Source organism: Niastella vici (genome assembly GCF_002077945.1).
Lineage (GTDB): Bacteria > Bacteroidota > Bacteroidia > Chitinophagales > Chitinophagaceae > Niastella > Niastella vici.
The window spans coordinates 734249-748842 of sequence record NZ_LVYD01000058.1; the positions used below are offsets into that span (position 1 = coordinate 734249).

Sequence of the window (14594 nt, forward strand, 5' to 3'; positions counted from 1 at the left end):
TTATAACGGTAAAGTCTGATATCTTATTTAGTAGCTACTTATCCATACACCTGAAATGAAAAAGACAATCCTGCATTTGTTGATCATGCATGGGATGATTACCCAGGCGCTTGCACAGGGAACAGCAACCCTCCCGCAATTAGGGACTATGAATGACCATGCTGCGTTGTATGGTCTGTACAGTTCCAACGATCGTGCCAATAACAATATTAGAGCGAAGATACCGCTGCCAGGCCTGCTGGGCCAGCAATGGCTTGGCTATGATGATGGCGACAACGCCAAACCGGTGGCCAACAGCAAGGCATTCGATTCTTATATAGAACGGGTGGTTATCGACGCTAAAGCATCTGGCAGTTTTTCCATGCAGGTGTTTAGTAAGGGTATACAAGCCAATCAATCGATCGAGTTTCAGGTACTGGACCCAACCGGAAAACCGTTGGCCGATGCTGTACCCGTAACCGCTGCAGAAAATGCAGAAGTTAAAAAGGAGTTTTCCATGATCAGAACATGGAACCCTGAGAACCCGCATTTGTACACCGCTGTATTAACCTTAAAAGACGCATCACAACAAGTATTATACACTTTTACTAAAAAATTCGGTTTCAGAACTGTTGAATCAAAGCCCGACGGTATTTACGTTAATGGCATAAAGGTGATCTTTAAAGGTATCAACCGCCGCAGTGCCGAGTTAGGCAATGCACGTTCCTCTGAAGAAGCATACCTCAGTGATATCAACACCATGAAGGACCTGAACATGAATGCCGTGCGATTGTCTTACTATCCTGTAGATCCGCATTTCTATGACCTTTGCGATTCTATTGGATTGTTTGTAATCAGCGAGCTTTCCGGCTCCGATGCAAAGAAGTTAATCAAGGATGTGGTGTTCAGTGGCCTGAACCACCCTTCAGTAATATGCTGGTCAACCGGTCCCGAAAATGCCAGCAATAAAGAACTGGATAAAGAATTCGCCACATACGATATTCAGGGCCGCTATGTAATTCACCCGGTGAGTAAAGGCGATAAAAAGAATTCCGATTTCAATTCTGTTGCCAATTCCATTCTGTACGGAACCGAAGCGTTCACGCCTACAGAGATCGGCAACGGTATCTATAATGGTGGCCGTGCGGCCGGGTTAGAAGATTTCTGGAACGAAGCGAGCAAGTCTTCCAAGTTCTCAGGGACCTTCCTGGCTTCGTACCGCGATGAGAATGGCATTGAATCGGCCAGCGGCTACGATCTGAAATCAAAAGAAAAGTGGGCAAGCTATTTTACCATCAAGGAATTATGGGCGCCGCTTGGTTTTGATCTCAACAACATCAGCCCTACCTGGAACGGTATCTTAACAGTTGAGAACAAATTCCTGTATACCAACCTCAGCAGGTTGAAGTTTGCCTGGAAACTCGCGCTGTTCCCCAAAGCCACCCAGAAAACGCTGGAGCCACTGATCATTGAAGAAGGAGTAATGCCATCGCCTTTTACGGGCCCTGGTGAAAAAGCCCAGTTGAAATTTACCTTTACCCAACAGTTCCAGTATGCTGATGCCCTGGTGCTCACGGTAACAGATAAAAATGATAAAGAGGTTTATACCTGGACTTTACCCATACGTAAGCCCGAAGATGTGGTGAAAACAAGCCCTGAAGTAGCTTCTATCTCCACCATCATGCGTACCGAAGAGGATGCTTTCCTGTCACTGGTGTGCGATGGTATCAACTATATCTTCGATAAAAAGACCGGTAATATCACCAAAGTATATGTAGGTAAACGTGACCTGGCTTTCACCGGACCGTTCCTGGCTGGCGTTTCGAATTATACCATGGCCGATTTCAAACACCTGGTAAAAGAGAATACCCATACTGTAGAAGTTACTTATAAAGGGGAGAATACCCTGTATGTAAAATGGACCTTCCACACCGGTGAACTGCCGAAAATGGAATACCAATACTCAATGAAACCAGCTGGTGAATATACCGGTATCACTTTCAAATATCCCGAAGAAAAGATCGTGGGTGTAAAGTGGATGGGCCGTGGTCCCTTCCATGTTTGGAAGAACCGCATTAAAGGTCAGCAGTTAGGCGTATGGGAAAAACCAAACAAGCCAAACACCACTTCTGAATTCAAAGGATGGCATGCCGACATTTACTGGGTGCAGTTCCAGACAAACATGGGTAACTTTACTTTATATACCGATCAGCAGAATGTATTCCTGCAAATGTTCAGTCCGCTGAAACAGGGCGCCCTGCTGAATGAGTTTGCTACAGCGCCTTTCCCTGATAATGGTAACATCGGCTTTATGAACCAGATCAGTGGTTTGGGTACCAAGCCTGCTGACAATGTAGCTTCAAAGAGCCTGAAAAGCGCTAATGACCAAATAGGCGGTACTATTTATTTCGATTTCAGATGGTAATGTAACACTACTAAAGTTTTATAATCTAAGTGTGGCACGGTGAGCAACTGTGCCACACTTTTTTTATGCCCGGAGTTTTACCTTTATAGCATGGAATATGTACAATTAGGAAAAGCTGACCTGCGTATCAGCCGCATAAGTTTTGGTTGTATGTCATTGGGTGATGATGCTGCTGCCAATGAAACCATCTTACACCGCGCGCTCGACCTCGGCATCAACTTCTTTGATACGGCCGATCTGTATGCGAAGGGCATGAATGAAGCGTTTGTTGGTAAGGCATTAAAACCCTATCGCGATAAAATATACCTCGCCTCCAAGGTGGGCAATCAATGGCGCGCCGATGGCAGCGGGTGGGATTGGAACCCGCGTAAAGAATATATTCTGGCCCAAATAGAGGGGAGCCTGAAACGCCTGCAAACAGATTACCTTGATCTGTACCAACTGCATGGTGGTACCATCGATGACCCCATCGACGAAACCATTGAAGCATTTGAATTGTTGAAACAGCAGGGCAAGATCAGGCATTACGGCATTTCCTCCATTCGCCCCAATGTGATCAGGGAATATATAAAGCGTTCGAATATCATAAGCGTAATGATGCAGTACAGTTTGTTAGATCGCCGGCCCGAGGAAACCTGCTTATCGTTGTTGCAGCAAAACAATATCGGCGTGCTGGTAAGAGGGGCAGTGGCGCAGGGCTTACTGGTAAATAAACCACTAAAAGCATATCTGAATTATTCGCCCCGGGAAGTTGAGAAGGCCGCTGCTGCAGTACAATCAATTTCAACCAATGAGCGTAATGCGGCCCAAACGGCTTTGCTGTTTGTGTTACAGCACCCGGCCATTACATCGGTGGTTGCGGGCATAAGGACCGTGCAGCAGTTGGAAGAAGCGGTGGGGGTGTTGGGTTCACGAAAACTTACTCCACAGGAAATGGAGTTACTGCAGCAGGCCGTTGTAGCTAATAAGTATGAACAGCACCGGTAAATGCAAGTTGCAAGTTACAGGTTACAGGGAATACAAAAACCATGGAACCTGTAACCTGAAACCTGAAACCTGTAACCAGCTGTTAACCCCCTCTCATCGTATTAAAGTAATATCGCCTGTTTTTCTAAGTTTCTTTCCGTCAAAGAATTCTACGTCTAACGTGTACGCATACACATCCATGGGTTGGGGCTGGCCATTATAATTTCCATCCCAGCCCGCATGCCGGTCTTCAGTCGCAAACACCAGTTTGCCCCAGCGGTTATAAATTTTCCAGCTCATTTTGGCAATACCAAACCCGGTTACGCTTATATAGCTGTTACGGCCAAAACGGCCGGGTGTAAAGGCATTGGGCACATCGAGCAGGGGATTAATAAGTGCATCTACCTGTTTACAGGCGGTATCGGTACAACCACTGGTTGAATACGCAACCAGGCAGGCCTCAAAAGTACCGGTAGCGTTATACTGATGGCTAACCGTATCCATCGTTTTCTTTATAACGGAATCGCCATCGCCAAAGAGCCACTTGTATTCAGCACCTCCGGTCGACAGGTTGGTAAAGATGATAGGCTTGTTCACTGTTGGCGGTACAGGTGCAAATGAAAAGCCGGCCACTGGTTTGGGATAAACGTTTATTTGCATGGAAGTGGTGTCGGCAATATTACAGGTATTTGAATCAACGGCTATCAGTGTAACCGTATAGGTTCCCACATTCGGGTAATCATGAATGGGGTTTACATCGTTTGATTGGCTGCCATCGCCAAAATCCCAGTAAAATGTTTGTCCTGCCAGCGAAGTGTTATTGAAAATGGCCGTATAGGGCGCACAACCCGTAGTGGGGGTTTCGAACCGGGCGTCAACCAGCGGCGATACCCGCAGGTCTTTGGTTACAGAATCGGGCGAGTTACAGTACGCCGTATCGTTTAAAATAAGTTTTGTTTTATAAGTGCCTGCCGTGGCATACGAATGCTGAATGGTTTGGCTGCCGGGCGTTACACGGGTGCCATCGCCAAAATCCCAGGTAAAGCTGCTGGCCTTGAAAGGCTTGGTAGCCGGGAAGGTTGACGTATTTACAAATTCGTATAGCAACGATTGACAGGGCGGTAGTTTGGTAACCGTAAAATCAAGATCGCTGGGGTCGTCCCGCACATGAATGTTCACATACGCAGTATCCGCGATGTTACAGGTTGCCGAGTCAATGGCAATGAGGCGGATGCGGTAGTTGCCTACTGCATTGAAGGTATGCGTAACATCGTAATTGGCAGTGGCAACATCGGGCGATCCGTCGCCGAAATTCCATATATAGCTTTTGGCATCCAGTACTGTATCCTTGAAGGTAACCGTAAAGGGAACGCAACCAACGGTATCGAATACCCCATTAAAGTAAGCCTTGGGGCCCGAACCTACACCCGCAAAATTGAATGCGATCTTCACGGCGCCCAGGTTGCAACCCATATCTCCGGCCCCGTTCCGGGGGGCCCATACCCCGCTTGTGGTGGGATAAGCCTTGGTTATTTGGCCGGCATTTGAGCCATAACAATTGGCGCAAATAGCCTGGTAAATGGCGCCCTGTTGATCGTAGCGGCTGGTACCGCCATCAACATGTTCGCCCAAACCGCCATCCTGGCCAAAGAAAGAACCGTATAATAAAGAGGACGAATTTCGTGCAAGCACTATGAAATAAAAATCGCGGTTATCCGTCACAGATTTCAATGCATCGGATGTAACAGGCATACCCGCTGTACCGGCGAGATCATAAGGATCTGCCTCGGCAGCCGGTGGTAAATACCAGCCGCCCCAACCAGATACATATACGTTCTCACAACGGTCAACGAGGAAAGCCACCGGCGAAATATTCGGTTTGGTGCCGCTTCCGAATACAGTGGAGTAGGCTATACTGGTTAGGTCGGGGTTCAATTTGGTTACGAACTGCCGGGCACTGGCATTGCTATAGGCTGCATTGATCACCGGCCAGTCACCGCGGGTTACACCTAATACGTAAGGAAAATTATTTCTGTCGAACTGAATGCCATAAATAATATCGGTCGCCGCAGTGCCCAGGTACATGGTGCGTTGAAGCGTAGTGCCATCATTTGAAATAATAGAAACATAGCCATCAATTGAACCGCTAACCTGGCTGCCGCTTAAAACCCCGCTGCTGAACCCGGAAATAGTACCCTTCAGGTCACTGCTGGCGGTACCGCCGGCTACATAGATCTCCTGGGTTGATGGGCGCAGGGCCAGTACAAAAGCCGCGTCATCTGCCGAGCCGCCTAAAAAGCTGCTCCAGATAACGCTTGAACAATTAGGGTCTATTTTAAGCACCACACCATCCTGACCGCCGGCCCTTGTTTTTTGAAAGGCATTCGCTGTGGTTGGAAAATCTGACTGCGATTGTCCGGCAACGTATATATAACCATTGCCATCCAGGATCACTTCGCTGTGCGAATCGTCACCATAGTTGCGGAGCAGGGAGGTTATCTTATGCCTGCTGGTCTCCATCTGGTCTTCAATATTCAAACCATCATTACCCGAACCGCCAATACGCAGCGAACCTATGAGGGCCGAACCGCTGGCGTTTAATTTGGTGACCACCATATCGCAGGCGCCGCCGGTTCCAACCAACGTGCCGGGATAGGAAACGTTTGAATAGGTTCTACCCAAGATGACCAGGTTGCCCTGGGGATCGCAATAAAGACTGTGTGGAAATTCATCGGCGCTGCCACCCAGGTAGGTAGCATAAACCCGGCTGCTGCCATCGGGGCTGAACTTAAAGATGCTCATATCGACCCCCTTTTGCCCACCGCGGGTATAGGTGGTTTTATAAGCGCCCGGTGAAGTAGGGAAGCCGCTTCCAAATACAATACCGCCTGAGAAGAACGAGCCATCAGGGCCCGGCGTGGCCGTATAACCCCATTCATCAATGGCGCTGCCTGTAAACGAGGAGAATATTATGGACGGGTCTATCACCAGCGTGCTGGTCTTTGAATAGTCGCCTGTTTTAAACCGCACAATATTTTTGCCTTCGATCTTATAGGCGCAGGGTGTTTCCTGTTTCCCATGCTGCGGGTCAAACTGGTACGAGTAAGGATACAATTCCCGCACATTGCCCACGCTTGTTTTAATGACCAGTTCGCTGTTCTTTATAGAAAGTTTATCGGCCCCATCGTATCGCATGGCAATATTGTTTACATCACCACCGGGGTTAACGATGATATCGTATTTCAACCGGCCGTTCTCGGAGTAATAGCGTACGTCAATATTGGGGTAAATATTTTTATACAACACCGCCCCGCAGCTTTTTACAAAGCTTCTCCATTTTGAAGGGTCGTTGCCGATAATATAATTGCTGTAACCAGGCAGTACTTTATCGGGCACTATCTCAGGATTTTCTGCCGCGCCAATAAATTGTACGGTATAAGCATGTGACCGTACATCGAAGCTTGAATCAAAACGCCGCAGCCGGGGATTGTTTAAAGGCTTTATGTTTTTGTTTGAAAGATTTGTACTGGCTCCGTTGGCTAGCTGTTGCTGGTGGTCGTCGCGTACCAGTTGCAGGTCATCTGTATTATGTTGTACAACGGTAAACCCGTTCTTTTGCAGGAAGAAGTTACCTGCAGGCAGTTGACCTTTGTATGTAACCTGTTTATCCCATTGCCCTTTGTTCTCGGTAAATTCAAATGTGGCAGGTCCTTGCGCAGCCAGCTGTATAACGCCGGTAATGAGCAGCGCTACAACGATCAGACTTTTCTTAACCAAAATTCGTGTTTTCAAAGTGTAATAATAGGAAGGTTGCAATGATACTGATTATGAACCACGGCAAAGGTTTAATATTTGAACGATGGACACATAGATTGTCTTCTGTCACCATTGTAATCATTATAGAATCCCGGCCGCATCAACGCAAATTCAAAAGCACCGCGGGAATGATTGTACTTGTTCAGGGAAGAAGTGGTAGCGTCATATGTAAACATGAGCCTGATCGCCTTCCATTCAAAGCCTATCATGGGAATAACCGCATCGCCGGCGCGATAATATAAACCACCTATAAGTTGTGTTTCGCCATCGCCCGATAAATTATACTGAACATTACCACCGGCTACCATTTCACTTGCTTTTGACGTGGTGCTGTAATAAGCCATTGGATTCAGGATCACCTGGTCGTTCAGTTTAAAGCTGGCGTTTACAAAAAGATTGTACCGGCGGGCAACCCGCGAATCGTACCCGCTTAATGAATCGGGCGTAGTAAAGAATGACTCGCTTGGCTGGTTGAGGTGCATCACAGAAATACCGCCATTTAAATACAGTTTATCGGTAGGGAAGTAAGCGTAGTTTACGCCCACCTGCATATCGAAATAATTAATATTGGGCGCATCGAGCACCACGCTGGTAGGTAAATTGCTGTCGAAGAATTTGCCATCGAACTGATCGGGAAATTTCAGATCGGTGGTATTGATGCGTTTATTGGCCCAGCCCACATTAAAGCCGAACGATAATAAGTGTGCTACCCCCAGCATTTGGTGATAGGCTGCAGAACCATATATTTTGGTAGAGGTCAGGCTGCCTGAACCGGCCACATCGCGCAAAATAAGGCCGCCAAGGCCCAGCCAGCCGCTTTCAATACGGTCTCTGAACACCTGGGCATCGCCCCAAATGCTCATGGTCTTGTATGGAACGCTCATGATCGTTGACCATTGGTTGCGATAGTTTATACCCAACCGGTAATCGGCGTCGGGTATAAACCCGGTGTTGGCCGGATTGGTTGTGAGCGGGGAGTTAAACCATTGCGAGAAATGAAGGTCCTGGCCAGCTGCCTGATAACAAAAACACACAGCACCCAATACGGGCAGCAGCGCCATTCTTAGATATCGGTTTATTGTTTCCCGGGTCACAGGAGGCCACACTGTTTGATTAGATATAAATTTTGTCATAAACCACCTGTCTAAAATTACAATTTGTTGAACTACGTCAAAGTATTTATCCCGCTTTAACGTATTATTTACTAAAGTATTCCACAGGTTATTGATTAATAGGAATCTCAATAGTGAATTAGCTACCTTATCAATGTTATATCCCCGGTTTTTCTGAGCTTTCTTCCGTCAGAAAATTCTACATCAAGTGTATATGCATATACATCCATAGGTTGCGGCTGACCCTTGTACGAGCCATCCCAGCCTATTTTCCTGTTATTGGTCTCAAATACCATTGTTCCCCACCGGTTATAAATGCGCCAGGTCATTTTCGCAATGCCAAACCCAACTACAGAGATATAGCTGTTCTTCCCAAAACGGCCCGGTGTAAAGGCATTGGGCACATCGAGCAACGGATCAATGACCGCCTGCACGGCATGGCAGGCCGTATCGCTGCATTCAAATTCGTTAAAGGTAATGAGGCATGCATTGAAGGTGGCTGTTTCATTATACTGATGGGCTACGGTATCCATGGTTGTTTTAGTGGTACTGTCGCCATCGCCAAATAACCACACATACCGGGTGCCACCGGTTGATAAATTGGTGAATACGGTGGGTTTATTGGTTTGTGGCGGAACCGGCGCAAACGAGAATTCGGCAGTTGGCAGCGGATGCACGCCAATATCCATTGACGTGGTGTCAGTGATATTACAGGTGCTGCTGTCAACAGCTACCAGCGTCACATGATAAGTACCGATGTTATTGTACACATGCACCGGGTTTACGTCGGTAGAGGTAGTGCCATCGCCAAAATCCCAAAAGAACTGCTGGCCAGCCAGTGAGGTGTTATTGAAGATGGCCGTATAGGGCGCGCAGCCCGATGGCGGTGTTTCGAACCGCGCATCAACCAGCGGCGATACCCGCAATTCCTTCGTCACCGAATCGGGCGTGTTACAATAGCTGGTATCGTTCAGGATCAGTTTTGTTTTATACGTGCCTGCCGATGCAAACGAATGTTGTATGGTTATGGGGCCTGGCGTTACCCGCGTGCCGTCGCCAAAATCCCAGGTAAAGCTGCTGGCCTTAAAGGGTTTGGTGGGCGGGAAGGTAGTGGTATTGTCGAACTGGTACAGCAACGACTGACAGGGCGGTAATTTCGTTGACAGAAATGCCAGATCGGCCTTGTCGTCGCGCACATGAATGGTTACATAGGCCGTGTCCCTGATGTTACAGGTGGTAGAATCAATACCGATCAGGCGCACCCGGTAGTTGCCGATGGCAGAAAAAGTATGCGTTACTTCGGTGTTGGTGGTAGTTTCATCGGGCGTACCATCATTGAACGTCCAGATATAAGTTTTGGCATTGAGGATGGTATCTTTCAGGGTAACCGTGAAAGGCACACAACCCAACGTATCAACCACATTGTTGAAATAAGATTGAGGCCCCGCAGCTACGCCGGCAAAATTAAAAGAGATCTTGGCTGCCGCCAGGTTACAGTTTGAGGTGCCGGTGCCATTGGTTGGTCCCCATACGCCTGGCGTTATGGGGTAGGGAACCGAAATAGCACCTACCGAGCTGCCAAAGCAGTTGGCGCAAATGGCCTGGTAAATAACTCCCTGGGCATCGTACCGGCTGGTGCCGCCATCTACGTGTTCGCCCTCACCGCCGCTTTGACCAAAGAAGCTGCCATACAACAGGCTGGCGGCATCTTTCTTTATAACTATAAAATAAAAATCGTGGTTATCGGTAATTGATTTTAAGGCATCAGGTGTAACAGGCATACCAGCTACGCCCGACATATTGAAGGGGTCGCGGCCGCTGGTCGAGATCCAGCCGCCCCAGCCGCTGATATATACATTTTCGCAACGGTCAACAAGGAAGGCCACCGGCGAAATATTCGGTTTGCCAGCGCCGGTGCCAAATGTGGTGGAATACGTAAAGCCCGACAGGTCGGGTTTCAGCTTGCCTATGAACTGGCAGCTTTTACCCCCATTATAAGCGGCATTTATAATGGGCCAGGTACCTTCGGTAATACCCATAATGTATGGGATACTCAATTTATCGAACTTGATACCATACACTGCATCAAAATTACCGGTACCCATATACGTACTGCGAATGATAGAAGAACCATCGTTCGCGATCTGGGCCACAAAACCATCTGTACCGCCCTGGCCGCCGGCCTGGTAAACGCCTGTTTTATTGCCGGGGAAATTACCACTGGTGGTGGCGCCCCCTACATAAATATCATTGGTGGCAGGGTCTACGGCTATAACAAAAGCGCCATCATCGCCTGAGCCGCCCAAATAGCTGCTCCATAAAACGCCGGTACAATTAGGATCTATTTTTATTACCACGCCATCCTGGCTGCCACCCGAAGTAGATTGAAATACAGGACCGATGGCCTTGAAATCACCGGAACGTGATTGGGCTGCAACATATATATTTCCCGCACCGTCGAGGGTAACTTCGCTGCGCGAATCGTCGCCATAAAAACGCAGGGTAGAAGTAAGGTTGATGGAACCGCCTTCCTGCAGGTCGCTGATGTTCACGCCATCGGCGCCCGAACCGCCAATACGCAGTGAACCAATGATACCGGTTCCGGCTGCATTTAATTTGGTAACGCAAATATCGGCGCCGCCGCCCGGGCCTATAAGTGTGCCCGGATAGCGGGATGAATAAGTTCTACCCATAACAACCAGGTTACCCTGCGGGTCACAGATAAGACTATGCGGATAATCGTTTCCTTCGCCGCCCAGGTAAGTGGCATAAACGCGTTGCGAGCCATCGGGGCTGAACTTGAATATGCCCATATCGTTACCGCCATTGGCCGAACCGCCCTGGTACGAGGTTTGGTAAGCGCCGGGCGATGTAGGGAACCCGTTCCCGAATACAATACCGCCCGAAAATAACGACCCATCGGGGCCGGGCGTGGCGGTAAAACCATATTGGCCCGCCTTGCTGCCGGTGAAGGAGGAAAAGATGAGGGAAGGGTCAATAATGAGCGTATTATTTTTTGAGTAGTTGCCTACTTTAAAGCGTACCGTGTTTTTATCGGCCAGCTCATAGGAGCAGGGTGTTTCCTGTTTGCCTTTCAGCTGATCGAACTGATAGGAGTAGGGGTACAGTTCCCGTACATCGCCTACCGAGGTTTTTACAATGAGCTCATTGTTCTTTATGACCAGTTTATCGGCCCCTTCGTAGCGCATAAGGATGCTGTTCACATTGCCGCCGGGGTTCACAATGAAGTCGTATTTCAGCTGGCCGTTCTCTGAATAATAACGGATATCAATATTGGGATAAACGTTCTTGTACAGCACTGCCTGAAAGATCTTTACGTTGCTGGCCCATTTTGATGGATCGTTGCCGATAAAATAGTTGCTGTAGGTTGACAGGGGTTTATCGGGTACTATTTCGGGACTGGCCGATGCGCCGGGGAACTGAACCTGGTAAGCATGTGACCGAATGATGAAGCTGGAATTGCCATCGCCATCGTTGCCCGGTTTTTGGGGTTGAAAATCGCCTTTGTGTTTACCGGTTCGCGCGTTGGACTGGGTAGAACCGGTATTGCCATCAACGGCGCCGTGTTGGCGTTGAAAGTAACGCAACAGATCATCAGTATTATGCTGCACAACAGTGAAGCCGTTTGGATGCAGGTAGAATTCGCCTGCCGGCAGTTCACCTTTGAATTTTATTTTGCTTTCCCACTGACCTTTATTTTCAGTAAACTCAAATGTAGAAGGCCCCCCTTGAGCAAGTGATTCAAGGGTTAAAGTGGTAAGAAGAAGTATGATCAAACTAATTCTGCCCAATGCCTGTCAGTTTTCAGTTATTAAAATAAACGTTTATTCTATTCACTTCTTACCTGCCTGCTTAATATTAAGCACATATTAAGCTCTTGCAGCGTATGATGAAATAGTAGAAGAAGGAATTAATTTAAAAGTACGATGCTACGCTTTCAACAGACCTTGATTCTTGTAAGCAGTTCGCATTTACAACTTACACCGATGCGTAAAATTGTAAAAATGCATAAGAAGCAGTGTTGGTTTATGATGCTCACATACCTACGAAATTTTGCTCCAGGCGGTTTTTCCTGTGAGCGATTGCAGGTAATTTTTAAGCTGCAAATTTGTTGCCGAAGCCAGATCAGGATCGGCTTCAAGCAGGCGTTCCGACATTTCGCGGGCAATCTCGAGCCACTTTTTATCCTGAACGATGCTGGCCAGTTTAAAATTCAATGCGCCGCTTTGCCGGGTGCCCTCAATATCACCGGGACCACGCAGTTCAAGATCTTTCTCTGCTATTTTGAATCCATCGTTCGTAGCACACATGATCTTTAACCGTTCCCGGGCATCATTGTTCAGTTTTGAACCGGATAATAATATGCAAAAGCTTTTTTCGGCTCCACGCCCCACACGGCCCCGTAACTGGTGTAATTGGGAAAGACCGAATTTCTCGGCATTCTCTATTACCATTACGCTTGCATTGGGCACATCCACACCTACTTCAATCACCGTAGTACCAACCATGATCTGAGTGTCGGCGGTCTTAAAACGTTGCATATTGGTAGTACGCACTTCGTTTGTTTGCCGGCCATGCACCATACTGATCCAATAGTTGGGTTCCGGAAAATATGCCTGCACATTTTCATAACCCTTCATCAGGTTTTCATAATCCAGTTTCTCTGATTCTTCAATGAGCGGAAAAATAATATATGCCTGTCGTCCCTTCGTAATTTCTGCCTTGATAAAACTCATTACCTGGCTGCGAACAGTCTCATAACGATGTACGGTTAAAATAGGTTTTCGGTTGGGTGGCAGCTCATCAATTATACTGGTATCAAGATCGCCGTAGGCCGTCATGGCCAGGGTGCGCGGAATAGGCGTGGCGGTCATCACCAGCACATGTGGCGGAACGGCCGCTTTATTCCATAACCTGGCGCGTTGCGCTACGCCAAAACGGTGCTGTTCATCAACAATGGCCAGCCCCAGGTTCTTGAATTGCACTGTATCTTCCAGCAAAGCGTGGGTGCCGATCAAAAAATGAATGGAACCTTCCTCCAGTTCCTTCAATATTTCTTTTCGTTCACGGGTTTTCGTTGATCCCGTCAGCATTCGCACTTTTAGCGGCAGTTCTTTTAACAGGCCGCTGATATTGTTGAAATGTTGCTGGGTCAGTATTTCGGTAGGCGCCATAAGGCAACCCTGGTAGCCGTTATCGATGGCCAGCAGGGCCACCAACAGGGCCACAATGGTTTTACCACTTCCTACATCACCTTGCAGCAGGCGGTTCATTTGTTTGCCGCTGCCTGTATCGCGTCTAATTTCTTTTATTACCCTTTTTTGTGCGCCGGTTAATTCAAATGGCAGATACTTCTCATAAAAGCTATTGAATATCTCACCCACCTGGCCAAACACTACGCCTCTTGAATAGCGGTGCCGCTGCTGTCGCAACAGGCCCATACGTATCTGTGCAATGAAAAACTCTTCAAATTTCAACCGGTCTATTGCCTTTTGCCAGGTTTCAGGGTCGGGCGGAAAATGCATGTTTACAAAAGCCTTGAAACGCGGCATCAGTTGCAGGGGTTGCAATATGGATTCAGGTAGTATTTCAGGAATATTATTTTCCTGTAACAATTTAATCAAAGTTTCTGTAAAATGCCCGATTTGTCTGCCTCCCATTCCCCGGGATTTTAATTTTTCTGTGCTGGAGTATACAGGCTCCAGGGAGCTTTTGCCTTCCATTTTTTCACGGCTGAAATTCTCCAATTCGGGGTGGGTGATCTGGGGCTGTCCCTGAAAAAAACTCACTTTACCGTAAACCAGGTAGGTTTGCCCAACAATGAGCATTTTTTGTATCCAGTTAATGCCCTGGAACCACACCAGTTCAAGCGTGCCGGTTGAATCCCTTATTTCGGCCACCAGGCGTTTACTTCTTTTTTCGCCCATGATGCCGGTGCTGGTAATTACGCCGGCTATTTGTATGAAATCGGTTTGGGGGGTGATCTCCCGCACCAGGTTCACTTTGGTTTTATCGATATGACGGTAGGGAACCAGTTCGAGCAGGTCTTTAAATGTGTAGATGTTCAGCTCTTTTTTGAGCAGGTCGGCCCGTTGCGGCCCCACACCCTTCAGGTACTCAATGGGATTGGCTAATATGTCGACAGTTCCTTTTATGGGGCAAAAATAAAGCAAAGGCAACGAGGCAACAAGGCTAAAGGCAACGAATACCAGAATGCAGTTGCTGCCTTTCGGTTGTAAACGCGATTACAGATAAATTACTGCACTACCCCGGCT

6 protein-coding genes are annotated in these 14594 nt (G+C 47.7%); 2 read left to right on the forward strand and 4 right to left on the reverse strand.

The window, feature by feature from the left end; all coding sequences use genetic code 11:
* Positions 1-55: 55 nt before the first annotated feature.
* Together A3860_RS26820 and A3860_RS26825 are read left to right on the forward strand one after the other, a co-directional pair.
* Positions 56-2404, forward strand: coding sequence for a glycoside hydrolase family 2 TIM barrel-domain containing protein (locus A3860_RS26820; protein ID WP_081152093.1), 2349 nt, complete (start codon positions 56-58; stop codon positions 2402-2404).
* Positions 2405-2494: 90 nt separating this feature from the next.
* Positions 2495-3391 (forward strand): aldo/keto reductase, encoded by an 897-nt coding sequence (locus tag A3860_RS26825; RefSeq protein ID WP_081152334.1) that lies wholly within the window; start codon positions 2495-2497, stop codon positions 3389-3391.
* 93 nt (positions 3392-3484) lie between these two features.
* Here the strand turns inward: A3860_RS26825 and A3860_RS26830 are convergent, their stop codons facing one another.
* The 4 genes from A3860_RS26830 to recG all read right to left on the reverse strand — a co-directional run bounded on the left by A3860_RS26830 (position 3485) and on the right by recG (position 14492).
* Positions 3485-7147 carry a DUF7948 domain-containing protein gene (locus A3860_RS26830; RefSeq protein WP_245843634.1) on the reverse strand — a complete coding sequence of 1221 codons (3663 nt, stop codon included), beginning with the start codon at positions 7145-7147 and terminating at the stop codon, positions 3485-3487.
* Between the two features lie 68 nt (positions 7148-7215).
* Positions 7216-8247, reverse strand: a complete 1032-nt coding sequence (locus A3860_RS26835; protein WP_245843635.1) for a PorP/SprF family type IX secretion system membrane protein — start codon at positions 8245-8247, stop codon at positions 7216-7218.
* A 194-nt stretch (positions 8248-8441) separates the two neighbouring features.
* Complete coding sequence (locus A3860_RS26840; RefSeq protein WP_081152098.1) at positions 8442-12110, reverse strand: DUF7948 domain-containing protein; 3669 nt, start codon at positions 12108-12110, stop codon at positions 8442-8444.
* Between the two features lie 252 nt (positions 12111-12362).
* A complete protein-coding gene (gene recG / locus A3860_RS26845; protein ID WP_081152340.1) occupies positions 12363-14492 on the reverse strand; it encodes an ATP-dependent DNA helicase RecG in 2130 nt (709 codons plus the stop codon).
* Positions 14493-14594 lie beyond the last annotated feature (102 nt).

Bases quoted from the DNA above. Each gene is read 5' to 3' on its own strand.
- A3860_RS26820 (WP_081152093.1), top strand. From the start codon at position 56: ATGAAAAAGACAATCCTGCATTTGTTGATCATGCATGGGATGATTACC.
- A3860_RS26825 (WP_081152334.1), top strand. From the start codon at position 2,495: ATGGAATATGTACAATTAGGAAAAGCTGACCTGCGTATCAGCCGCATA.
- A3860_RS26835 (WP_245843635.1), bottom strand. From the start codon at position 8,247: ATGGCGCTGCTGCCCGTATTGGGTGCTGTGTGTTTTTGTTATCAGGCA.